Annotated in this window: 21 protein-coding genes and 1 pseudogene; 8 read left to right on the top strand and 14 right to left on the bottom strand. The window is 38.7% G+C overall.

Features of this window, described 5'->3' with window-relative positions; genetic code table 11:
• Positions 1 to 2: 2 nt before the first annotated feature.
• The 4 genes from HMPREF2984_RS08965 to HMPREF2984_RS08950 form a co-directional block, all read right to left on the bottom strand.
• A complete protein-coding gene (locus tag HMPREF2984_RS08965) occupies positions 3 to 551 on the bottom strand; it encodes a DJ-1 family glyoxalase III (RefSeq protein WP_057489594.1) in 549 nt (182 codons plus the stop codon).
• A 12-nt stretch (positions 552 to 563) separates the two neighbouring features.
• Positions 564 to 1,796: an FtsW/RodA/SpoVE family cell cycle protein gene (locus HMPREF2984_RS08960; protein WP_049533594.1), complete on the bottom strand. Its 1,233-nt coding sequence runs from the start codon at positions 1,794 to 1,796 to the stop codon at positions 564 to 566.
• A 47-nt stretch (positions 1,797 to 1,843) separates the two neighbouring features.
• Positions 1,844 to 2,824 (bottom strand): YeiH family protein, encoded by a 981-nt coding sequence (locus tag HMPREF2984_RS08955; RefSeq protein ID WP_049533595.1) that lies wholly within the window; start codon positions 2,822 to 2,824, stop codon positions 1,844 to 1,846.
• A gap of 121 nt (positions 2,825 to 2,945) precedes the next feature.
• Positions 2,946 to 5,405 (bottom strand): bifunctional DnaQ family exonuclease/ATP-dependent helicase, encoded by a 2,460-nt coding sequence (locus HMPREF2984_RS08950; RefSeq protein ID WP_057489593.1) that lies wholly within the window; start codon positions 5,403 to 5,405, stop codon positions 2,946 to 2,948.
• Positions 5,406 to 5,541: 136 nt separating this feature from the next.
• On the opposite strand from HMPREF2984_RS08950, the gene HMPREF2984_RS08945 reads away from it, so the two are divergent.
• Positions 5,542 to 6,177 carry an MBL fold metallo-hydrolase gene (locus HMPREF2984_RS08945; protein WP_003040025.1) on the top strand — a complete coding sequence of 212 codons (636 nt, stop codon included), beginning with the start codon at positions 5,542 to 5,544 and terminating at the stop codon, positions 6,175 to 6,177.
• A 92-nt stretch (positions 6,178 to 6,269) separates the two neighbouring features.
• On the opposite strand, the gene ftsX is transcribed toward HMPREF2984_RS08945, so the two are convergent.
• The 4 genes from ftsX to HMPREF2984_RS08925 form a co-directional block, all read right to left on the bottom strand.
• Positions 6,270 to 7,196, bottom strand: a complete 927-nt coding sequence (gene ftsX / locus HMPREF2984_RS08940) for a permease-like cell division protein FtsX (RefSeq protein ID WP_003039950.1) — start codon at positions 7,194 to 7,196, stop codon at positions 6,270 to 6,272.
• Entirely contained in the window at positions 7,189 to 7,881 is a 693-nt protein-coding gene (gene ftsE, locus HMPREF2984_RS08935; RefSeq protein WP_003025346.1) for a cell division ATP-binding protein FtsE, read from the bottom strand. Before ftsE ends, ftsX begins: the two co-directional genes overlap by 8 nt.
• A gap of 104 nt (positions 7,882 to 7,985) precedes the next feature.
• Positions 7,986 to 9,081 (bottom strand): peptide chain release factor 2 gene (gene prfB, locus HMPREF2984_RS08930; RefSeq protein WP_100069422.1). Its coding sequence is split into 2 segments (ribosomal slippage): positions 7,986 to 9,008 and positions 9,010 to 9,081, totalling 1,095 coding nucleotides; the frame shifts between segments, so codons are not numbered across the junction.
• A 204-nt stretch (positions 9,082 to 9,285) separates the two neighbouring features.
• Entirely contained in the window at positions 9,286 to 10,089 is an 804-nt protein-coding gene (locus tag HMPREF2984_RS08925; RefSeq protein ID WP_070671172.1) for a Cof-type HAD-IIB family hydrolase, read from the bottom strand.
• Between the two features lie 112 nt (positions 10,090 to 10,201).
• Between HMPREF2984_RS08925 and HMPREF2984_RS08920 the strand changes: the two genes are divergently transcribed.
• Positions 10,202 to 11,059, top strand: a complete 858-nt coding sequence (locus HMPREF2984_RS08920; protein WP_003040433.1) for a metallophosphoesterase — start codon at positions 10,202 to 10,204, stop codon at positions 11,057 to 11,059.
• On the opposite strand, the gene HMPREF2984_RS08915 is transcribed toward HMPREF2984_RS08920, so the two are convergent.
• The 3 genes and pseudogenes from HMPREF2984_RS08915 to HMPREF2984_RS09810 all read right to left on the bottom strand — a co-directional run.
• Positions 11,056 to 11,847: a DUF2785 domain-containing protein gene (locus HMPREF2984_RS08915; protein ID WP_180363205.1), complete on the bottom strand. Its 792-nt coding sequence runs from the start codon at positions 11,845 to 11,847 to the stop codon at positions 11,056 to 11,058. The genes HMPREF2984_RS08920 and HMPREF2984_RS08915 overlap by 4 nt on opposite strands.
• Before the next feature lie 10 nt (positions 11,848 to 11,857).
• Positions 11,858 to 12,007, bottom strand: a complete 150-nt coding sequence (locus HMPREF2984_RS09815) for a hypothetical protein (RefSeq protein ID WP_003028119.1) — start codon at positions 12,005 to 12,007, stop codon at positions 11,858 to 11,860.
• Positions 12,008 to 12,181: pseudogene (locus HMPREF2984_RS09810) on the bottom strand (winged helix-turn-helix transcriptional regulator); the annotation flags it as partial.
• 196 nt (positions 12,182 to 12,377) lie between these two features.
• Here HMPREF2984_RS09810 and HMPREF2984_RS08910 point away from each other — a divergent pair.
• Positions 12,378 to 12,668, top strand: coding sequence for a hypothetical protein (locus HMPREF2984_RS08910; protein WP_003040284.1), 291 nt, complete (start codon positions 12,378 to 12,380; stop codon positions 12,666 to 12,668).
• An 85-nt stretch (positions 12,669 to 12,753) separates the two neighbouring features.
• Here the strand turns inward: HMPREF2984_RS08910 and HMPREF2984_RS08905 are convergent, their stop codons facing one another.
• Together HMPREF2984_RS08905 and HMPREF2984_RS08900 are read right to left on the bottom strand one after the other, a co-directional pair.
• Entirely contained in the window at positions 12,754 to 15,447 is a 2,694-nt protein-coding gene (locus HMPREF2984_RS08905) for a cation-translocating P-type ATPase (RefSeq protein WP_059220552.1), read from the bottom strand.
• Positions 15,448 to 15,814: 367 nt separating this feature from the next.
• The gene (locus HMPREF2984_RS08900) at positions 15,815 to 16,201 is read right to left on the bottom strand and encodes a YwiB family protein (protein WP_059220551.1); all 387 of its coding nucleotides are present in this window, start codon (positions 16,199 to 16,201) and stop codon (positions 15,815 to 15,817) included.
• A 208-nt stretch (positions 16,202 to 16,409) separates the two neighbouring features.
• Here HMPREF2984_RS08900 and HMPREF2984_RS08895 point away from each other — a divergent pair, with 208 nt between their 5' ends.
• The 5 genes from HMPREF2984_RS08895 to HMPREF2984_RS08875 all read left to right on the top strand — a co-directional run bounded on the left by HMPREF2984_RS08895 (position 16,410) and on the right by HMPREF2984_RS08875 (position 21,460).
• Positions 16,410 to 17,729, top strand: coding sequence for an HD domain-containing protein (locus tag HMPREF2984_RS08895; RefSeq protein ID WP_059220549.1), 1,320 nt, complete (start codon positions 16,410 to 16,412; stop codon positions 17,727 to 17,729).
• Positions 17,719 to 18,528 (top strand): sugar-phosphatase, encoded by an 810-nt coding sequence (gene yidA / locus HMPREF2984_RS08890; protein ID WP_059220547.1) that lies wholly within the window; start codon positions 17,719 to 17,721, stop codon positions 18,526 to 18,528. Before HMPREF2984_RS08895 ends, yidA begins: the two co-directional genes overlap by 11 nt.
• Positions 18,528 to 19,742, top strand: a complete 1,215-nt coding sequence (locus HMPREF2984_RS08885) for an aminoacyltransferase (protein WP_059220546.1) — start codon at positions 18,528 to 18,530, stop codon at positions 19,740 to 19,742. The genes yidA and HMPREF2984_RS08885 overlap by 1 nt, the downstream gene beginning before the upstream one ends.
• A 12-nt stretch (positions 19,743 to 19,754) precedes the next feature.
• Entirely contained in the window at positions 19,755 to 20,993 is a 1,239-nt protein-coding gene (locus HMPREF2984_RS08880) for an aminoacyltransferase (protein WP_049533602.1), read from the top strand.
• Positions 20,994 to 21,055: 62 nt separating this feature from the next.
• Positions 21,056 to 21,460: an ABC transporter ATP-binding protein gene (locus tag HMPREF2984_RS08875; RefSeq protein WP_049533603.1), complete on the top strand. Its 405-nt coding sequence runs from the start codon at positions 21,056 to 21,058 to the stop codon at positions 21,458 to 21,460.
• A 91-nt stretch (positions 21,461 to 21,551) separates the two neighbouring features.
• Here the strand turns inward: HMPREF2984_RS08875 and HMPREF2984_RS08870 are convergent, their stop codons facing one another.
• Positions 21,552 to 22,730 carry a TPM domain-containing protein gene (locus HMPREF2984_RS08870; RefSeq protein WP_049533604.1) on the bottom strand — a complete coding sequence of 393 codons (1,179 nt, stop codon included), beginning with the start codon at positions 22,728 to 22,730 and terminating at the stop codon, positions 21,552 to 21,554.
• Between the last annotated feature and the right edge of the window lie 16 nt (positions 22,731 to 22,746).

Raw genomic sequence — 22,746 nt, 5'->3', positions numbered from 1 at the left:
AATCAATCACCATAAACATCATTGTAAAGCATCGCCGTTGCAAGCTGCTCACTGTCTCCGCCTAACTGATGAACCAACTCATAAGCAAAAGCTAGAGCAGTTGCAGGTCCTCGGCTAGTAATCACTTTCCCGTCAACAACGACGGTTTGCTTGATATAAATGCCAGAATCAATATCTGACTCGATACCATCGTAACAGGTAAACTGTTTGTCCTTTAAAATACCTGCACGATTGAGTGCAATCGGTGCTGCGCAAATGGCAGCTATCCACTTGCCTTCTTCCTGCATCTTTTGTAGAGCTGATATCAAACGATCATCATCTCGCAAATTGGTCGCACCAGGCATTCCTCCCGGCAGTACCACTAAGTCATAATCCTCTAACTTTCCAGCCCAAACCTTATCTGCTTGAACTGAAATACCATGAGAACCTGTTACCGCTTTTTCAAATCCAATCATGTCACATAGGATTCCTGCACGGCGAAGAACATCTACAACCGTCAATGCTTCAATTTCTTCAAAGCCATTGGCTAACATAACAGCTACTTTTGTCATTTTTCTTCTCCTTTATTTTAATCGTTTTAAAACCACTTTTTTACGTCTTTGAGGATAGCGTATCTTTTTTTCATCTGTGAGATTATTTTGATAGCTCATCGAAAGCAAGAGCCCGACCCCGATTAAATTACTAATAATGGAAGATCCGCCTTGGGAGATGAATGGAAGTGGAATCCCTGTCAAAGGCAAAATCCCTGTTACTGCTCCGATATTTTCAAAAATATGGAAGAGTAGCATCATGATGAAACCAGTAGAAATATAGGTATAAAATTGATTATTTGATTTCAGCGTAATTTTTAGCATACGATAGATCAAGAGCAAATACAAGGCAATCACAACTGTTGCGCCGACAAAGCCAAAATCTTCTGCAATAACCGTAAAAATCATATCGCTTTCACGCACAGGAACCAATAGATTGGATACATTAAACCCTTGTCCCCAGAGACCACCACTACCAATTGCTATTTGACCTTGTGCCTGTTGATAAGTAGTGGTTTGAGCGTAGTCAAACGGATTCAGCCAAGCCAAAATACGGTTGATCTGATAGGTTGGCATCCCAATTTGGTGCAAAAAAGCTCGCCCGTCTTTTGAAATGAAGATAAGTAAAAAGCCACCGCCTACAACCAGAATGGTCAAAACAACTGGTACAATAATTTTCCAAGACACACCTGATAAGAGGACAATTCCTGAAAAGATTGCGATAAAGACTAATGCAGTCCCTAGGTCGCTCTGCAATGCCAATAAAATCAGAACGGGTAAGGTATAAAGGGCTAACTCAAAAATCAGGAAGAAGTCCAATTTAACCGTTCGCTCTCTATCTTTATAACGCTGTAAAAAATTAACAACAACTCGTGACAACATCAGAATATAAGAAATTTTCATAAATTCAGATGGTTGAAACAAGGTCACATGTCCTATAGTCACCCAGTTTTTTGCTCCTGTTGAAGCGACTAATTCTGAACTATAAAAAATAAGTGGTAGCACCATCAATGCCAATCCGAACACATATAAGTATGGCGTGATTTGCCAAAGAAATTTTGTATTGAATAGCATGATAACCAGACTGATAACTGTCCCTAGAGCAATCCAGGCAATCTGCTGCCCTACAATTGGCCAAACGTTTTTTGGATAATCATGACTAACAGCAATATAAATGGCCATAACGCCAATGAAAAGCAAACAAAATACTGGTAATATTAAACTATAATCCACTCGCGAATCAATCGAGCGTTTTTGATAAGGCATATCTCCTCCAACATACGTAATAAATGTCAGTCACTTTTAAAGCACTTTTATGAGAAAAAGTATTGAATGATTAAGCTAGATACAGCAACCGCGAACCAAGCAAAGGCTCCTGTCAATAGTGGCGCTGCACCTGCTTTTCTAAATTGCCCAAAGGATACTCTCGCACCAATTCCAGCAAGAGCCATTGCCATGAGCCATTGTGACAAGAACTTCGTTGCAGGAACGAGCGAACTTGGAAAAATCCCAACACTAGTAACAATAGACGCCATGACAAACCACAAAATAAACCAAGGAAAAATTTTCTTTAAATTAACTTTTTGATGACTGCTTTTTGAGCGTACATATCGGACTCCTGCAAAGATAAGACAGGCTGGTACAATCATTAAAGCACGGCTAAGCTTCACAATCGTTGCTAAATCTCCTGCTGACTGACTGTAAGTATAACCCGCTGCTACAACAGATGATGTATCATTGATAGCTGTTCCTGCCCAAGTTCCAAATGTCGCATCATTCATATGCATCAAATGTCCCAAAAATGGGAAAATAAAGACCGCTAAAATGTTAAAGAAGAAAATTGTGGAAATAGATAAAGCAATCTCTTCATCTTTTGCTTCTAAAATCGGTGAAGCTGCTGCAATGGCAGAACCACCACAAATAGCCGTTCCAAATCCAATTAAAGTGGTTAGAACTTTACCCATTCCCAGCAGACGTCCTACCACATAAGCTGAAATAAAAGCAATCAGTATAGTTAAAATGCTAATTTTTAAAGAGGAGATGCCTGTAGCAGAGACACGGCCAATGGACATGCTGAACCCCAGCAAAATAATGGAATATTGCAGTAATTTCTTACCTGAATAAGCTAGACCAGCATGATAAGTCTTCTTTATATGAAAAAGATTATTAGCTAGAATTCCCAAAAGAATGGCAAAAACACTAGAGCCAATCAAGGGGAATAAATTTCCCAAAACCGTTGCTACTGCTGCTAGTACAAATGCAAATCTAAGTCCTGGAAGATATTTTTGATACATATTGAACCTTCTTTCTTTGTGTTTCTATTATAACAAAATTTAAAACTAGCAGCAGAGGAAATTACCATTTTTAGCAAAAAACTCAGTTTGCATTTTAACTGAGTCTTCTACTCTGCTGACGTTAAAGAGATTTCTTCCTCAAAAATTGCTCAATTTCTGTTGGAATTTTTTTCATACTGGTGACAGATATTGGAGCAATTTTTTCCAAGGCTGTCTGAATTTGCTGTCCATAACGTTTGGTTAACATGCGATTGTCTAAAATAACGACTGCCGACTGCTGCTCTTGGTGTCGAATTGTACGTCCTAAAGCTTGTTTCATGCGTAAAATCGCAACAGGCAAGCTATAATCATAAAAAGGATTCTTGCCTTCTTGCCGCAATTTGCGGTTGAGTTTTTGCGTAAAGAAATCGCTCGGATTATCAAATGGAATTCGTGTAATGACTTCAATCATTTGCTTCTGACTAGAGAAATCTGTTCCCTCCCAAAAACTGCCCGCCCCTAGTAAAATACTCGTTTCCCCTCTGTCAAAACGTCGTTTAATATTAGCCGCTTCACCATTCTTATACTGGGCTAAGTGTGGCAAGCGCAAACGTTCCGAAACAGCTAACAACAACGCTTTCGATGTGAATAAAACGAGAATTGGAACTTCCTGAGTAGCTAATTTATGAACCCATTTGACAATCAATTCTGCATAAGTGTCCACATCCAAGTCTACAACATTTGGAAAATTCTTATCCAACCATATTTTCTGCTGATGTTTCTGCTTTTGTGGTAACTGATAAAATGGCGCATTTTCAAAACCAAGTAAATGCGCTAAATGCACTTTTTTACTGATTTCAAGCGTGGCTGAAACGAATAAGACTTGAACTTCTTCAGGCAGCAAAGCTCGAAAATCTAGCACTTCTAGGCAAGCGGCTTCCAACATCGTCACTCGATAATCATCGAACTGCTCTTCTTTTAACCAGAACTGGTCATATTTTGTGGCAAAAATAGTGCGTAAATCAGCAAGAGTGCTTTGATCTAACTCTGATAAATCTTGTCGAAGTTTGGAACAAGTTTCTTTCGTTAGCTCATTCTTCTTGTAACATTGGAATTGTTCCATCGCATGAGTCAATTCAAATTGAATATCCTCTATTAACCGACGTTGCAAAATGGTACCTGTTGTTTCAAGTTCCGATTGAATTTGTTGCAAGCATTTTGTCATATTGAGGGATTTTCGAGAGAGATTTTCCAAAGCCAAAAACAACTTCTGAGCTTCATCCACAATCAAAAGCCGATTCTCCAGAATGGATTTATCATCTTCTAACCGCGTCAAAAAATAAGCATGATTGGTCACTAATACACGACTGCGTTTGGACTTTTCTTGACCTTTTTGCCAAAAATCTGCACCATAAAAGAGGGATTTTTTGCTCAATTTTCCATCATGAAGCACCTGTTGAAAATAGGTCTGATAGCGATGTCGTTGACCAATTTCATCCAAATCACCAGATTCTGTTTCTGTGAGCCAAACTAAAAGCAACATCTTGCAACGATTGACCAAACGATTGTCATCTACCCGCTGCAAACTGTCATAAAAGAAGTCAAGCTTCAAATAATTGGCAGGGCTTTTCAAGCTATGAACAGAAAGATGAAAGATTTCTTCTAACTTTTGTCCTTCATTTGCCACAATCTGGTCCTGCAACACTTTCGTAGGAACTGTTACCAGAATTTGCTTGCTCGTTTGAGCCAAAGCAGGAAGCAAGTAACCATAGGTCTTGCCTAAACCTGTCTGAGCTTGTAAAAAACTTGGTTGCTGACTTTTCAAAGCCTGTTCCACATCATGTGCAAACTCATCTTGTTCTTTTCGCTCCTCTAAATCCAGCAAATTGATGTTGTGAGTGAAATTTTTGGACAATTTCCTCGCTTTTTGGATTTTTTGACTTTTTCGAAGAAAAATTCCCTGCCACTTCATCAAATCACGGCAAGTTATGTCCGACATTTGGTTAAAAGCATCTTCTATCGCTAAGCGTGATTCGTAAATCAAACTATCCGAAAATTTCAACAAATACTCTACCAATTCTTTTGGAAGTTTTTGAATTTTTTCTTGTATTTTTAAAAATAATGTAGCCGTTGCTGAGGCATCTGCAAGCGCTGTATGCGCATGTTTCAAAGGAATGTCTAACTGTTCACATAATATTCCTAGATTGTATTTTTCAAACGTTGGGAAAAAGACTTGCGCAAGCTCTACTGTATCTACCCTCGGAGTCACTAATTCAAATCCTTCCCAAAAGAGGGCTTCTGCTAATAAATTAGCATCAAATTTCACATTATGAGCCACAAAAATGGCATCCTCAATCAACTCATAAATCTCACGAGCTACTTGAGAAAAGTCTGGCGCCCTTCTCAATCGCTTGTCTGTCAATCCTGTTAATTGGCAAATATGAGAATCCAGCTTCTCATGAGGATTCACATCGGTTTCATAAGTTTTAACAATCTGACCATTTTCAATCAGCACAATCCCGACTTGAATAATCTTGGCGTTGCTGCTGGCACTCGTTGCCTCTAAATCCACCACAGCATATTTTCTTTTTTCTTGTGTCATATTAGAAAAATTATACCATAAATCCAACTATTTCGTATCACGTTTTATTCCTTATTTTCCCTTGATAAATAACTTAATATTTCTTTTATGTCATTTTTCATATTTTTTGCTAAACTATGAAGTGAAAGGAGTTCTCATGATAACGATTCATAAAACTTTAAACGCTCAAGCATACGAAAATACTTATTATTTAGAAAATGAGCATCATCTTATCGTAGTTGATCCAGGTAGTGACTGGGATAAAATTGTAGCAAAAATCCAAGAAATCAATAAGCCAATTACAGCTATTTTGCTGACCCATACTCATTACGATCATATTATGAGTGTTGATTTAGTTCGTCAACATTTTGGACATCCACCTGTCTATGTCTCTGAAAGTGAAGCAACTTGGCTTTACACTCCGGAGTATAATCTATCTGGACTAGCTCGCCACCAAGATATTGATAACATCATTCTCCAGCCTGCCGATGTCTTTTTTGACTATCATAGTCCTTACAGTCTAGATGATTTTTATTTTTACGTCGTACCAACACCAGGACATTCAATCGGTGGTGTTTCAATCATCTTTCCTAACGAGCACTTTATTTTAACTGGCGATGCTTTATTCTGCGAATCAATTGGTCGAACGGACCTCTATACTGGAAATATAGAACAACTCATTTCTAGCATCAAAAACGAGTTGCTGACCTTGCCTGATTATGATGTTTACCCTGGTCATGGTCCTCAAACCACCATTGTTCATGAAAAAATGTTTAATCCATTTTTGCATTAAAAAAGCCCTAAATGAACTGCATCTCAAAAGTTAGATTTTTCTGTCTAACTTTCGGATCAGGGTTCAATAGGGTTTTTATTATCACTTCTTTTTTAAATTTTCAAGAATCGTCTCATTGAGAGAACCGAACCAAATGCTCCGATGATAATTCCTACTACAAAAAGGAAGGAAATCATCAATGGAATAAAGGTTTTGGGTACAATCATTGAAAGATTTTGACTAGCAAGAGATGGATTAAATGACTTATAGGCCATTTCGTAAATAAAATAGACCAAGCCAGCTGGAACAACTGCTCCAAGCAAGCCAATCCAAGCTCCTTCTAACAAGAACGGACCTCGAATGTAACTGTTTTTTGCTCCCACCAGACGCATAATTTGAATTTCACGACTGCGCGAAATAATCGTAATCCGAATAGTATTTGAAATCAAGAAAACAGCAATAAAGACTAAGAGGAGCGCTCCTACAATTCCCCACGTACGGATAAAATTAGCTAACGCAAAAATACGTTTTGTATTGGCTCCACCGTACTCTACTTCAGAGACCCCTTCCACTTTCTTCGCATTGTTTGCTACAGAGGTAACGTATTTGGGGTCAGTTGTATCGACAATATAAGCGTCATGCAGGGGATTGGCATCTCCTTCAAAGAGTTTCCAATCTTTACCCATGACTTCTGTTAGTTTCTTTAATTGTTCTTGCTTGCTAGAAAATGTTACTGATTTCACATTTGACATTTTGTTGAGGGCATCATATACCTTATGGTAGTCCTCATTTTTGACTGTTTGACCTTCTTTTGTAATGGTCTCTTCATTGTCCGCTGTATCTGGTCGCATATAGACCATAACCCGCACATTATTTTCAATATCTGTTGCTAGCTTCGCCGTGTTTAAAATGACTGACACAAAGATTGCGACTAACCCTAGTGTAATCATCACGGAGCTGATTGCAGCAACTGTCATCCAACCATTTCGCTTCAAACTTTTGAGCGATTCAAGCAAGTGACTTAAAAATCTACTATTCATCGTATCCGTATTCTCCTTTTGCTTCATCACGCACCACACGACCATTTTCGATGGCAATAACGCGGTGACGCAAAGTATTTACAATTTGGCTATTGTGGGTCGCCATTAGAACAGTCGTCCCTTGCAGGTTAATTCGCTCCAGTAGATTCATGATTTCCCACGAATTATCTGGATCCAAATTTCCTGTCGGCTCATCGGCAATCAAAACTTTAGGATTGTTCACAATCGCACGTGCAATAGCAATCCGTTGTTGCTCACCACCTGATAACTCATTTGGAAAAGAGCGAACTTTATGTTTCAAACCAACCAAATCCAGCACTTCCATAACACGCTTTTTAATATTGCGACGACGCTCACCAATAACTTCCATGGCGTAAGCGATATTTTCATACACCGTCTTTTTGGGTAGCAATTTATAATCTTGGAAAACGACGCCAACATTACGACGCAACATTGGAATATCACGTTTTTTAATTTTAGCAAGATTAAAGCCAGCAACTTGCAGACTTCCCTTATCAACTTTCACTTCACGATACAATAATCGAATAAAAGTTGATTTCCCAGCTCCAGAAGGTCCTACAATGTAGGTGAATTCTCCTGGCTCTACTTCAATGGACACACCACGCAGGGCTGTTGTCCCGTTGTCATATTTTTTGACAACATCTCTCATTTCAATAATTGACATTTATTGTTAAGAGTTCCTTTCGTAAGATAGTTGAGGGAGTGGGAGAAGTGACCATGATTGCATTGCAATTATAGTTGTCTATGCCACTCTCGTAAATTTAATATTTAGTTTAACCGCCATTTCAAGTAGGCATCGATGAAGCCATCAATATCTCCATCCATGACTTTGTCGACCTGTGCGACTTCAAAGCCTGTCCGATGATCTTTGACCATCGTGTAAGGAGTAAAGACATAAGAGCGAATTTGACTTCCCCAAGAAATTTCTTTTTTGTCTCCCTTTAAGGAATCCACTTCAGCTGCTTTCTTTTCTTGCTCCATTTGGTAGAGTTTCGCTTGAAGCAATTTCATTGCCCGATCACGGTTTCCATATTGTGTGCGGTCAACAGTGGATTGTGTCACAATTCCCGTTGGTATGTGGGTTAAACGAACACCAGTTGAAACTTTGTTGACATTTTGTCCGCCGGCACCACCGGAACGGAAAGTATCCATCTTGATGTCTTCGTCTCGCACCTCAATTTCAATCGTGTCATCCAACTCCGGCATGACTTCCACTGAAGTAAAAGAAGTGTGACGACGTTTAGCTGAGTCAAATGGCGAAATGCGTACCAATCGATGAACTCCCATTTCAGACTTCAACAAACCATAGGCATGAGGACCCTCAAAAGACAAGGTAACAGACTTAATCCCCGCTTCATCTCCCGCTTGATAGTCCAATACTTCAACCTTGAAACCATGAGCATTGCCAAAGCGTGTATACATCCGCAGCAACATATCCCCCCAGTCTTGAGCTTCTGTTCCACCAGAGCCTGGATGAATTTCAAGGATAGCATTGTTATTATCATAAGGTTCCGACAAGAGGAGTGTCATTTCATAGCTGGTCATTTTTGTTTCCAACTCTGCTAATTTTTCTTCCAACTCTTCCTGTACAGAATCATCCTCCGCTAAAAAATCAAGCAAAATCTCTGATTCGTCAAATAAATCAGCCATTTGCTGGAAGTTATCATAGGTTTGCTTGAGTTCGTTTAATTCTTGAGATGTTTTTTGCGCCGCAATATTATCATCCCAAAAATCAGGTTCTGTCATCTTATTTTCTAAGATTGCAATTTCTTCTTCCAGGCCTTCTAAGTCAAAGAGACCCCCTGAAAGAAGCTAATTTTTCACGATTTGCGTCAATTTTTTGACGAATTTCTGAAATATCCATACTTACCTCTTTTCACATATCATTTTATTATATCACAAGTCAGTATTTTTTTCTAATTTCTGACAGAGTCCAATAATAGTTATTGTATAAAATTTCTAATTCTGAATCAAGAAATTTCGTTCTTTGTTACATGATTGTTAGATAGGTTGCCGTCTGGCTAAAAATATTAAGAGGTTAGATACGTCAAAATGACATTCATGATAGTCACCTCTTTACAACCTTTCGCTCTAGAATTTCTAAAACGCCTGATTCTTGATCGCTTAGTGCTTGATACATTGCTGTTTTCTTGACCTTTTCAGGAGTATTTGCCATCGCATAGCTGTGACCTACATAAGCTAGCATTTCTAGGTCATTTCCACCGTCGCCAAAAGCCATCATCTCCTGTGGTGAAATATCAAAATGCCGATTAAGGAATTCAAGAGCAGAGCCTTTATGAACACCTCTTTGAATAATATTAATTGAACCGTGTCCGCTTGAAACTGCCTGAACGAGTTGACCAGTAGCTTGATTCAACTTTTCAAGAAGTTGGTTTGTTTTTTCTTCTGGCACCAATAAGGCTAATTTGACAAAATCATCTTCTGGCAAATCCTGAAAATTAGAAATTTCTTTCAATGCATGGTAATAAATTGCAATTTCTTCTTTGTACTGTTTGGGTGCTGACTTGAGCAAATAAGCAGAATGAAGTCCGCAAAGAGTTGTTGCATTTTCTAAGTCTCCTGACACAAGCACATCTAAAACTTTTTCAAGCTCTGTTCTAGCAATTTTTGCTTCTCGTAATAGCTTATCACCCTCAAAAATTAGTGCTTCATTTTCTGAAACAATGATCAACTCCTCCTGATGTTTTGGAAAAAATGAAGCCAGTTGAGCATACTGATTGCCTGAAATGACGACCACTTTTATGTCTTTGTCTTGCAATGCTCTATAAATTTTCTCAAAGCACTCCACATCATAGGTATTGTCAGAGCGAAGAAATGTACCGTCTATGTCAAATGCTACTAATTTTATCATCTGCAGACCTCCACTTACTTCTATTTTACACCAAAAGGCTTAAACTTTCCTACGATTTCTGACGAAAATGTTTATTTCTTTCATTCTACCTTAATTATGCTACACTAGGAGCATGACAAATTTAGCATTTATGAGCGATCTTCATTTGGATTCAAACCAATTTACCGATGAAGACATCACCATTTTGATTGATTTACTAAAAAAGAAAAAAGTTGACCACATTCACTTTGCAGGGGATCTGTCTAATGATTTTGAACACATTAGTTTGCCTTTTTTACAAAAACTCAAAAAATCCTTCTCCGTTTCTTACAATTTAGGCAATCATGACATGCTAGGAATGACTGAAGACGACATTCAACAGCACAATTTCAATGTACAATCATTTGGACCGACTCAGTTTATTAGCCTAGCAGGTTGGTATGACTATGGCTTCGTTCCTGAAAAAACACTTGAAGAACACAAACGAACCAAGCAATTTTTCTGGTTTGATAGACGATTGAACCGCAACACTGATGACCCTATACTCACTCAACAGACCCTAGAACAACTTGAGAGAATTTTGGCTTCTCTGAATGGTCCTATTATCCTAGCTATGCATTTTGTTCCTCACAAAGATTTTCTTTACAATCACCCTTATTTTCAGCGCTTTAATGCTTTTCTGGGCAGTCAAGCCTTTCATAATCTCTTTGTCAAATATGGTGTGAAAGATGTTATCTTTGGTCATCTTCACCACCGCCACTCCGCTCGAATGATTGACGGTGTCTGCTATCATACAAGACCTCTTGGTTACATCCGCGAATGGCAGTTGACCCAACAATTCTTCGAGGATTATCCTCAATACAAAATATCTCAAATGTACCGTCTCCACAAACGCTATAATGCAGTAAAAAACTTATCTCTTTTCCAATCATATAAGAAAAAGCACCTCCAAAAAGAACTAGAAGATGCACTTATCATTTTTGATATTTAGTACGAAAACAACTGAATAGCTTCTCTTAGCTCGTCTGAGAGAGCTTTTTCTTTGTCTAACTGAAGATAAACTTCTAACAAGCATGAACGAGCATTAGAAAATTGTAAGAAGTCTGTTGAATTTTTTAGTGGAAAGTCAAGTGAAGTTAACCAAGCTGCAACTCTGGTTTGTGAGAGTCTATCATTTAAAACAGCCTGATAGATGACTCGTGCCAAACGCCAGTCCTCATCACTGATAAAACGCCAATTCACTCTTTTAAAAATCTTTTCTAATACTTGTAGAACTTCATTTACTCGTGTTATAGGAAAATCTGGGTGACAAATAATCTCAACTAAAAGATCTGCACCATGAGCAAAGGCATGAACCCAACCATATTCTTCAGAATAGCCAGTCCTATCATTTTCATACAGCAAATAAGACATTCCTTGTTCAAATAGAGCCATTCTTTGCTGACTAGAAAGTCTTTTAAAATAAAGTGAATTTTTCTTAGCATCCGCATTTAGCAAATTAGCTAATAATAAAGCCGTAAAAGATCGAGTCAGAGTCGCTTGACCAATCTCTTCTTTTTTATACAAGAGTCCTTGTCGTTTTAGAGCCTCAATCGCTACAAAATCAAACTGTTCCTTTGTAAATAGTTGCTCTTGTATGGCTCTAGCTAGAGTAACAAAAATTAACTCATCTCGTATTTTATAATCAGGATGACCGATATAATCTAACATCCAAAGAATTTCTTCCCTTTCATAACGCACTTGATTATCAAGTAACTTCTGCTGTAAACTATCTTTTATTCTTACCATTTTATTCCTCGGCTAAGATGAAGAACTCACCATCCTGTTTAGGAAACTGTCCACAAATACTATTATTAATATCATCAGGCGCTAAATACTTTTTTGACCATTGACATATCATTTCAAAAATTGGTATCACAGGCTCTGCTTTTTCTGTCAACTAATAAGTAACGCGCATAGGGATTTTATTATATTGTCGTCTTTCCACCATATTATTTTGCATTAATTCTTTCAAAGTTCTAGAGAGAACAGTATCTGTAATATCTAGCATTTCTGCTTTTAGTTCATTATAGCGCAATGAACCTTTGATAAAAAGAATACAAATAATGCGCGAATTCCATTTTCCTCAAAAGATATCTAACCCATACTCTAATGGACAGCGGAGTTTTCTTTCGATTTTTCGTTGATACATATCTGCCTCCTTACAAAATAGTTAGTTACTCACTAATTTGGTAACGTATTGCATTTAAAATAGCACTATTTTATAATAAATTCAAATAAAATGAAAGGAGACAAGGAGACTTAATACTATGTCTCAAGTTAAAGCACATTTACAAATCACTCTAGATATTTCGGATGAAAACCGTCCCGCCGCAGCGAAAGTTTATAATGACTATCGCAAACCATTTCTAGATACTATCGAAGGTGCTGTGAGCAAGAACTTACTTATTCGCACAGAAGATGTGCAAGTTTTACATGGTTTTGACTCTGTTGAGCACGCTCAAAATTATCTACAAAGTGATATGTTCAAAAATGATGTTTTTGTTGGACTTCAACCACTTTGGAAACAAGATCCAGATGTTCGTATTTATGGCTTGTAATAAGGACTTAAAATTGTCGTATTCACGGCAATTTTTTATTATAGTTTGACAATTAAAAAAGCCACCCAAAGATGACTTTTCTGTCTTAAATGGCATTTTTATCCATTCCTAATTTACGTTGAACAAATTTAACAATTTCCACGATGATAATCATGGAGAAACTTCCAATGAGAACGGCTGCCCATTGTGAAAAGTCTAATTTTGTTACATGGAAAATTCCTTCTAGTGGCTCAACCAAAATGGTAGAAGCCAATAAAATGAATGAAACAAGAATAGACCAGTTGAAAGTTTTAGATTTGAACGGCCCAACTGTTAGAAGTGATTGATAAACAGATTTTACATTAAAGGCATGGAAAAGCTGGATTAGTCCAAGCGTTGCAAAGGACATGGTCAACGCATCCGCATGAATGGCTCTCATGTCACCAACATGGACAGGATTCATCAAAGCATAAGCATAAACACCGAGTACCAAAGCACCTTGCAAAAGCCCTTGATAAATAATCGAACTCATGACGCCACCTGAGAAGAAGCTAGACTTACGACCACGCGGTTTATGAGTCATCACACCTGGCTCAGCAGGTTCAACCCCCAGAGCAATAGCTGGGAAAGTATCTGTCACAAGGTTAATCCAGAGAAGATGAACCGGCTGCAGCACATCCCAGCCAAAAAGAGTTGCAAGGAAAATCGTCAACACTTCTGCTGTATTGGCTGAAAGCAAGTATTGAATGGTCTTTTGAATGTTAGAGAAGACTTTCCGTCCTTCCTCAACAGCCACGATAATCGTTGCAAAATTATCATCAGCCAAAATCATGTCAGAAGCACCTTTCGACACTTCTGTACCTGTAATCCCCATTCCGATACCGATGTCGGCTGTCTTCAAGGCTGGTGCATCATTTACACCGTCACCTGTCATAGCAACCACCTTACCTTGACGTTGCCATGCTTTAACAATCCGCACCTTATGCTCAGGAGATACACGCGCATAGACAGAATATTGACCAACAACTTTTTCAAACTCTTCGTCTGACAATTCGTTAAGCTCAGCACCAGTCATGACATGGTCTTTACTATCATCATTGATAATTCCAAGGCGTTTAGCAATAGCCTCCGCTGTGTCTTGGTGGTCACCTGTAATCATAATTGGACGAATACCTGCTTCTTTAGCCACTCGAACAGCTTCAGCAGCTTCTGGGCGTTCAGGGTCAATCATCCCAATCATACCTGTGAAAATTAAATCATTTTCAAGATTTTCAGATGTTAAGTTTTCTGGAATTTCATCAATAATTTTATAGGCACCAGCTAAAACACGCAAAGCCTGATGGGCCATACCTGAGTTATTTTCCTTAATTAACTGAGTCGTTGCCTCATCAATCGGCGCAATATCGCTTGCCTTGTCACGAGCCACACAACGTTTTAAAAGTTGATCTGGCGCACCTTTTACAGCAACCAAGAATTTACCATCTGGCAAAGGATGAATGGTTGACATAAGCTTACGATCAGAATCAAATGGCAATTCTGCGACACGAGGATATTTCTCTAAGAAAGCTTTAACATCATACCCTTTATCAAGTGCATACTGAACAAAGGCTGTTTCTGTTGGGTCACCAATGAGTTTCCCGTCTTGGTCAATTTTAGTATCATTAGCAAGTACAACGGAACGTAGCAACGGTAAGTCGAGTCCAAGGTCAATATCTTGTTTTGCTTCATGCAAACTGCCGTCATAAAAGACTTTTTCAACCGTCATCTTGTTCATGGTCAAGGTCCCCGTCTTATCAGAAGCAATAATTTCAGTCGAGCCAAGCGTCTCAACTGCAGGGAGCTTTCTAACAATGGAATTTCTCTTCGCCAAAACTTGTGTGCCAAGTGCCAATACAATGGTCACAATAGCAGGAAGTCCTTCTGGAATCGCTGCTACAGCAAGTGCGACTGATGTCATCAATTCGCCCAGCGGGTCTTTTCCTTGAACGAATACGCCGACCACAAAAGTGATTGCTGCAATGATTAAAATCGCATAGGTCAGCACTTTTGAAAGACCATTTAGATTTTGCTTGAGTGGGGTATCTGTTTCATCAGCATTTTGGAGCATACCAGCAATATGACCGACCTCTGTAAACATACCTGTATTGACAACGACACCCATTCCACGTCCATACGTGACGTTTGAATTTTGGAAAGCCATATTGATGCGGTCGCCAATACCTGCATCAGCAGCTACATCAACAGTCAAATGTTTTTCAACTGGAACGGATTCACCAGTCAGAGCCGCTTCTTCAATTTTTAAAGAATTTGCCTCTAAAAGACGCATGTCGGCAGGAACCACGTCCCCCGCTTCAAGCATAACGATGTCTCCAGGGACTAGTTCTTTTGAGTCTATTTCTGTCACATGTCCGTCACGCAGCACACGCGCAGCTGGACTAGACATGGATTTGAGCGCTTCAATCGCTTCTTCTGCCTTTCCTTCTTGGTAAACTCCAAAAATAGCGTTAATGATGACAACGGCTAAAATAATAATGGCATCCGCAATATCTTCACCACCTGAAGTCACAACCGAAAGAATAGCCGCAATCAGCAAAATAAGAATCATCAAATCCTTAAATTGCTCGATAAATTTCATCAGAAGAGATTTTTTCTCTCCCTCATCCAGTTCATTGCGTCCGTATTCATTTAAACGCTTAGCGGCTTCATTGCTTGATAAACCTTGCTCAGAAGTTTCTAAATTTTTTAAAACTTCCTCCGAACCTTGCGTATAAAACGCTTGGCGTTTTTGTTCTTTTGACAAACTATTTCCTCCTTTGATCCCTTTTTGACAAACAAAAAGAGACCTGTTTATTGCAACAAGTCTCGCTGTTTCATACAAGGCCGGAAATTGCTTTCGTATTGACGACCTTGTAACGGATATCCCGCTAGCTACTCCCTTGAGTGTTTTTATTATACCAAATTCTTCAATTTTTTCAAGCAAAAAAAGTTCAATTTCTATCTATTTTGCCGAACAGATAACAAGACGCAATAAATAAAATAATCGCTATGACGATTGTTCCTGCTAGGTCAAAGAACCTATCGCCTCTCGTTATAAAAAAACAAATAAATCTACTGAGAATGAAAATAGCCGCGGTCACTAAACTAGGAAGGATTCTTTTCATATCTTTCTATCTCCACGAAATTTCCATTTGATAATCCGCAAAAGTTCGCTCGCCGTCAGGCGTTCTCAATTGATAATGAAGTTCAAGTGTCTGCTTTTTCAAATCAACTTGGTAATGGCTTGTTTTCGTGATAAATTGCTGCATGCCTATTGGTGTCGGAATCCCAACCAAAGCTTCTCCCTCTTTGATAAATCGCATCAAGGATTTAGGAGTGGAGAAGCGTGTCATGACCAGTTCTTCATCATGAAACTTCAGCACAACCTTCTCTCCTTCTTCATTTTTAAACAATAAATAATGATAAGCGCCTTTTTGAGTCCAATCTACATCGTAACTTTGGTCAATTTGCTCTACTTGCTCATCTATTTGAATTCGATTTTGGATTCTAAGTTTCACTCTTCAAATTTCCTCGTCTTCCTATTTCTTTTTTCATTTTAGCAGAAAATCAAAAATATTTCTCCCATTTTTTCTTATACTTTTATTTTACCATAGCTCTGAATGGGAGAATTTTTGAATTAAAACAGCAAGTTTGAATCGCTATTTTAAGAGTTTATAGACTACTTTGTTATTTGGACTGCTAGACGAGATGTGGTATAATAGAGCCATGATTGAAAAAGTATTTCGTGATCCCGTCCACAATTACATTCATGTGGATCACCAAGTCATCTATGATTTAATAAACACCAAAGAATTTCAACGACTGCGCCGCATTAAACAGTTAGGAACTTCCGGCTATACTTTTCACGGAGGCGAGCACAGCCGTTTTTCGCATTGCCTCGGAGCATATGAAATTTCAAGACGAATCACAAAGATATTTGACGAAAAATATCCAGAGGTTTGGGATCGTCATGAAAGCTTACTTGTCATGGCAACAGCGCTCTTGCACGATGTAGGTCACGGTGCTTATTCACATACTTTCGAGCGTCTCTTTGATACTGACCACGAGGAAATTACACGCCAGATTATCACAAACCCTGAAACAGAGATTAACCAAGTTCTCATTCAAGTTTCGCCTGATTTTCCGGAAAAAGTAGCCAGCATTATCAATCACACCTATCCAAACAAACAGGTGGTGCAGCTCATTTCCAGTCAGATTGATGTCGATCGCATGGACTATCTCTTGCGAGATTCCTACTACACAGGCGCTTCTTATGGGCAATTTGATTTAACACGGATTTTGCGCGTTATTTGTCCTGTTGAAAATGGTATCGCTTTCAAACGCAATGGTATGCATGCCGTGGAAGACTATGTCGTCAGTCGCTACCAGATGTATATGCAGGTTTATTTTCACCCTGCTAGTCGGGCAATGGAAGTGCTCTTGCAAAACTTGCTCAAGCGAGCGAAATTTCTCTACGCAAAACAGAAAGACTATTTTGCGCTCTCTTCTCCCAACCTTATTCCTTTCTTTGAAAAAAGAGTGACTTTAAAAGATTATCTTGCTTTGGATGACGGCGTGATGAATACTTATTTCCAGGTCTGGATGACAAGCCCTGATACGATTTTATCTGACTTGGCACAGCGTTTCATCAACCGCAAAGTCTTTAAATCCATTATTTTTTCAAAAGAAAATGAGAAATATCTGAATGTTATGCGGGATTTGGTTGCAGAAGTCGGTTTTGATCCTGACTACTATACCGCTATTCACCGCAATTTTGATCTGCCTTATGATTTTTATCGTCCAGATGTCGAAAAACCACGCACTCAGATTGAAATTATCCAAAAGGATGGTAGCCTCGCTGAGTTATCCACTTTATCCCCTATCGTCGAAACATTAGCAGGTACAAGGCATGGCGACAACCGTTTCTATTTTCCAAAAGAAATGCTAAAAGAAGCTGGACTTTTTAGTGAAAATAGTAAGACTTTCTTGTCGTATATCAAAAACGATCAATTTATTTATGGAGAATCACACGAACATGAACATTAAACTAATTGCCGTTGACATTGACGGAACTTTATTAAACAACAAAAGAGAAGTCACATCAGAAGTTTTTTCTGCTGTACAAGATGCCAAAGCTGCTGGAGTAAAGATTGTCATTGCAACCGGACGTCCCATTCCAGGAGTGAGAAATTTGCTCGAAGAATTACATCTAAATGAGCCAGGTAATTATGTCATTACCTTCAATGGCGGGCTGGTTCAAGATACAGTCACTGGGGAAGAATACATCAAAGAACCTTTGTCCTATGAAGATTATCTGGATATCGAATGCCTCAGTCGCAAGCTAGGGGTTCACATGCACGCTATCACTAAAGACGGTATTTATACTGCTAACCGTAACATTGGAAAATACACCGTTTATGAAGCTGGGCTGGTCAATATGCCAGTCTACTACCGCACTCCAGAAGAAATGGTAGATAAAGAAATTGTCAAAATCATGTATATTGACGAACCAGAAATTTTGGATCAAGCAATCGCCAAACTTCCAAAAGAATTGTACGACAAGTACACACTCGTGAAATCTGCACCTTTTTACTTAGAAATTGTCAAAAAAAATGTCAACAAAGGAGCTGCAGTCGTGCATCTGGCAGAAAAATTAGGATTGACAAAAGAAGAAACTATGGCGATTGGTGACGAAGAAAATGATCGTTCTATGCTAGAAGTCGTGGGAAATCCTGTTGTAATGGAAAATGGAACCGATGAACTGAAAAAAATCGCCAAATACATTACCAAATCAAACGATGAATCCGGCGTTGCATACGCTATTAGAGAGTGGGTTTTAAACTAATGTACACTTATAAAATCGGAATTTCTGCTCAAGAACACGATGATTTTGTTAAGGCAAGTTCTCAAACCAACTTGCTTCAAAGCGCTTCTTGGGCAAAGGTCAAAGATAATTGGGACAATGAACGAATTGGCTTTTACAAAAATGACCAATTAGTGGCTTCTGCTAGCATTCTCATCAAGCCTCTACCGCTCGGTATGACTATGCTTTATATTCCTCGCGGTCCTATTATGGATTATCATGATCAGGAATTACTGCAATTTGTCCTGAATTCCTTGAAACAATTTGCTAAAACTAAAAAAGCTCTTTTTATCAAGTTTGATCCGAGTCTTTTCCTCGTGCAGGCTCAAATTGGAGAAGACAGAAAAGAACAGCAAGAAACACTTGACGTGATTCAAAATCTCCAGAAAGCTGGAGCGATTTGGGTGGGACGGACAGAATCACTTGATGAAACGATTCAACCACGTTTTCAAGCAAATATTTATAAGGACAATTTCAGCGAAGAACTTTTATCGAAGAGCACACGTCAAGCCATTCGCACCGCACGCAACAAAGGTATTCAAGTCCAATTTGGTGGCAAAGAGCTTTTGGATGATTTCTCTGCTTTAATGAAAAAAACAGAGAATCGGAAAAGCATTCATCTACGCGGGCAGGATTACTATCAAAAACTGCTGGATACTTATCCTGAGCATTCCTATATCACACTTGCAAGCATTGACTTAAACGAGCGTCTGGAAAGTCTCCAAGCTCAAAAAGTTAAGGCTGAAAAAGAAGCCAGCAAGTTCACTGAAAAAACTAAGCCCGGTAAAATTGAAAATAACAAGCAAGAACAAAAACGACTGCAAGAAGAAATGAATTTCTTGTCAGAAAAAATAGCACAGGGAACAACCAATGTTCCTCTCTCTGGAACATTGGTTCTAGAATATGGAGCTACCTCTGAAAATATCTATGCTGGAATGGATGAAGAGTACCGCCGCTACCAGCCAGCTCTCCTCACTTGGTATGAAACAGCAAAGCACGCCTTCGACCGTGGAGCGGACTGGCAAAACATGGGCGGTGTTGAAAATGATTTAGACGGCGGACTTTATCACTTTAAGTCCAAGTTCAATCCAACTATTGAAGAGTTTGTCGGAGAGTTTAACTTGCCAACCAATCCACTCTATCATCTCTCTAACCTTGCTTATACTTTGAGAAAGAAATTCCGCAGCAAACACTAAGAAAGGAATCGTATGACATTCAGACAACTTAGTCAGGAAGAATTTGTAAACCATAGCGCGTCTTGCGCTCAACGTTCTTTTATGCAAACAGTAGAAATGGAAAAGCTCTTAGCGAAACGCGGTTTTACTTGCCAATATGTCGGTCACACAAATGAACTTGATGAAGTGACTGTTTCAGCTGTGCTCTACAGTATGCCCATGACAGGCGGACTTCACATGGAAATCAATTGCGGTCCTGTTTCAACAAATCCTCACGACCTGCAACACTTTTACCGTGAACTCAAGACCTATGCCAAAGAAAATGGTGCTTTAGAGCTAGTTGTCAAACCTTATGAAACTTATCAAACATTTGACAGCAATGGACAGCCTACTTCGCTCGAAAAAACAGAATTGATAAAAGATTTGACAGACTTAGGTTATGAATTTGATGGCTTGCAGACAGGTTATCCAGGTGGCGAACCTGATTGGCACTATGTCAAAGATCTGGCAGGTCTTACCGAAAAAGACCTCATCAAATCCTTCAGCAAAAATGGCAAATCAACCGTCAAAAAAGCGAATACTTTCGGCATTCAACTAAAAAAATTGAAGAGAGACGAATTAAATATTTTCAAGGAAATCACTTCTGCCACCTCCGAACGTCGTGAATATAGCGATAAATCATTAGATTATTATCAAGATTTCTATGATGCTTTTGGCAATCAAGCGGACTTCATGATTGCAACGCTTAATTTTCAAGATTATTTGCAACATCTGCAACATGATCAAGAAAAACTAAAACAAAAAATTCAAAAATTAAAAGCGGATTTAGAAAAAAATCCTCAGTCAGAGAAAAAACACAATCAACTGCGTGAATTCTCTAGCCAATTTGAAAGTTTTGAAACACGCAAAGCCGAAGCGCAAGAATTGATAGATAAATATGGAACAGAAGACCAAGTTCTTGCAGGCAGCCTTTTCCTGTACACACCACAAGAGGCAACTTACCTCTTTAGTGGTTCCTATCCTGAATTTAACAAATTTTATGCTCCAGCGCTTCTCCAAGAATACGTCATGAAAGAAGCTATCAAGCGAGGTATTCCTTTTTATAATTTTCTTGGTATTACTGGAATTTTCGACGGGTCTGACGGCGTTCTCCGTTTCAAACAAAACTTCAATGGTTACATTGTTCGTAAAATGGGCACTTTCCGCTATTATCCACAGCCATTAAAATTTAAAATTCTCAGTTTGATTAAAAAACTGCTACGGCGCGCTTAAAACTCTCAAACAGCTTTTTGAGAGTTTTTAAATATTCGTATTTTAGATAGGACTTATCAAATATGCTGAAACGATTTATTTCAAAAAAACTACTAGCGATTTACTTTCTGTTTATCGTGCCGACATGGATTGATTCAGTTTTAAACCCAACGCTCGTTCGGATGATTATTGATAATTTTCAAACGAAAAATCTAAAAATTCTCTGGCAAATCTTGATGTTGGGAATTCTTGGAAATATGCTGATTGTCTTAGGTTTGGCAGGCAAACGCTATTTCTATGCAAAAATCATTGCAGACTTCAATACGAATATAAAAGGAAAGATGTTTGCTACTTTTTTGTATAAAAGTCAACTGTCAAATGAAGATATTCTTTCTGACTTGGAAAATGATGTAAAGCAAATTGATAGTTTTTACCATTCCTCGTTGAATTCCCCTAGAAATAAAATTATTGTGGACAACATCGTTTGAAAATTTTAAAATTCGCCCCGTTGTAAAATAAAGTGTAATAAAAAGGCCAGCATAACTATCCTGACCTTTTTAAACTTCCACTATTATCCATCTAAAAACTTCCGCCACTACCCCCGTGACTTCTGTCTGAGGAAGATGTATGTGTACTACTACCCCCAGAATCACTGGAGCTGCTAGGCTCCGGTTTTGCTTTCTTATCTACATTTGAGTAGAGGAAGAATTCTTGAGCATTGGTAATCTGGAGACTATTTTTCTTGATGTAATCAGCGGCTCCGGTTTTATAATAAACAGATTTGAGCTGACCTTTCATTCCTGTTACGATGAGAAAGGCGAGACCAAAGCCGATAGCCAATGCTCCTGGAATCCAGTACCAACTTAAGGGCTCCTTAGGGAGATTTTTTACATCATAAGGCTGTCCTTTTCGTGCTTGAGTGAGGAAATCATCACACTGCTCAGCGTAGGTTGTAAAAGCAGCATTGTAGTCACCATCTTTTAAATCAGGTAAGAACTGCTTTGATAGGTAGTCTAAGCCAGCATCGGTAAAAGCAGTGATGCCGTAGCCCGTCGTTGAAATATGCCACTTCCGTTCTGCCATACTGATTAAGAAAAGCACCCCATCGTGGTTTTTTCCTTGACCGTAGCCATTGTAGTCGAAGTAGTCATCTGCGAAGTCTTGGGCGCTCTTTCCTTCCAGACTCTTGACGGTCACAACAACGACATCGCATTTTTGGCGCTGACTAATGTCTTTGAGCTTTGCTAACAGGGCCTTTTCTTGCTTTGGCTTCAGCAAATCAGCATCATCTACAAGTAATTTATTAGCTGATGTATCTAGCAATTTGACTACCTTATTGAGATAATATCGAACACCACTATAGTTGTTTTTCCCACTATCAAAAGCTTGCCAAAGTATGTCATCACTCTTTGCGCCTAGCTTTTCTTTAGCGTTTCCAGCATAATATAGGATCCATTCATTTTTTTCTTTATCAACAGCAAGGAGAATACCTTCAGCTGTGCCTGCAGATTCTTGATAAACCTTTTCAGCATAGGCCAAAATACCACCTTCACCTACTGATTTTGCTGCCAAAAAGTAAACTTTAAAATGATATTGTTCTTCAATAGCTTTAGCCGCTTTGTTAATCTCTGTTATTTCCTTGCTTGAAAAGGCTGAGACTTCATCACGAATATAGTTGGTTTCTTCTGCACAGACAGTCCCAATCATGAGAAAGGAGAGAAGAAGAGTTGTCAGTAAAATTATGAATTTCTTCAACATAATCTTATCCTCCCTT

This window comes from Streptococcus sp. HMSC066E07 (assembly GCF_001814695.1).
Taxonomy (GTDB): Bacteria; Bacillota; Bacilli; order Lactobacillales; family Streptococcaceae; genus Streptococcus; species Streptococcus hominis.
Note: the sequence above shows the minus strand (reverse complement) of the source record. Positions and strands in the feature narration are given on the sequence as shown.

What these genes read in the sequence shown, in the direction of transcription:
- HMPREF2984_RS08965 (WP_057489594.1), bottom strand. Translation starts at nt 551, where the DNA reads ATGACAAAAGTAGCTGTTATGTTAGCCAATGGCTTTGAAGAAATTGAA.
- HMPREF2984_RS08960 (WP_049533594.1), bottom strand. Translation starts at nt 1,796, where the DNA reads ATGCCTTATCAAAAACGCTCGATTGATTCGCGAGTGGATTATAGTTTA.
- HMPREF2984_RS08955 (WP_049533595.1), bottom strand. Translation starts at nt 2,824, where the DNA reads ATGTATCAAAAATATCTTCCAGGACTTAGATTTGCATTTGTACTAGCA.
- HMPREF2984_RS08950 (WP_057489593.1), bottom strand. Translation starts at nt 5,405, where the DNA reads ATGACACAAGAAAAAAGAAAATATGCTGTGGTGGATTTAGAGGCAACG.
- HMPREF2984_RS08945 (WP_003040025.1), top strand. Translation starts at nt 5,542, where the DNA reads ATGATAACGATTCATAAAACTTTAAACGCTCAAGCATACGAAAATACT.
- ftsX (WP_003039950.1), bottom strand. Translation starts at nt 7,196, where the DNA reads ATGAATAGTAGATTTTTAAGTCACTTGCTTGAATCGCTCAAAAGTTTG.
- ftsE (WP_003025346.1), bottom strand. Translation starts at nt 7,881, where the DNA reads ATGTCAATTATTGAAATGAGAGATGTTGTCAAAAAATATGACAACGGG.
- HMPREF2984_RS08925 (WP_070671172.1), bottom strand. Translation starts at nt 10,089, where the DNA reads ATGATAAAATTAGTAGCATTTGACATAGACGGTACATTTCTTCGCTCT.
- HMPREF2984_RS08920 (WP_003040433.1), top strand. Translation starts at nt 10,202, where the DNA reads ATGACAAATTTAGCATTTATGAGCGATCTTCATTTGGATTCAAACCAA.
- HMPREF2984_RS08910 (WP_003040284.1), top strand. Translation starts at nt 12,378, where the DNA reads ATGTCTCAAGTTAAAGCACATTTACAAATCACTCTAGATATTTCGGAT.
- HMPREF2984_RS08895 (WP_059220549.1), top strand. Translation starts at nt 16,410, where the DNA reads ATGATTGAAAAAGTATTTCGTGATCCCGTCCACAATTACATTCATGTG.
- yidA (WP_059220547.1), top strand. Translation starts at nt 17,719, where the DNA reads ATGAACATTAAACTAATTGCCGTTGACATTGACGGAACTTTATTAAAC.
- HMPREF2984_RS08885 (WP_059220546.1), top strand. Translation starts at nt 18,528, where the DNA reads ATGTACACTTATAAAATCGGAATTTCTGCTCAAGAACACGATGATTTT.
- HMPREF2984_RS08880 (WP_049533602.1), top strand. Translation starts at nt 19,755, where the DNA reads ATGACATTCAGACAACTTAGTCAGGAAGAATTTGTAAACCATAGCGCG.
- HMPREF2984_RS08875 (WP_049533603.1), top strand. Translation starts at nt 21,056, where the DNA reads ATGCTGAAACGATTTATTTCAAAAAAACTACTAGCGATTTACTTTCTG.
- HMPREF2984_RS08870 (WP_049533604.1), bottom strand. Translation starts at nt 22,730, where the DNA reads ATGTTGAAGAAATTCATAATTTTACTGACAACTCTTCTTCTCTCCTTT.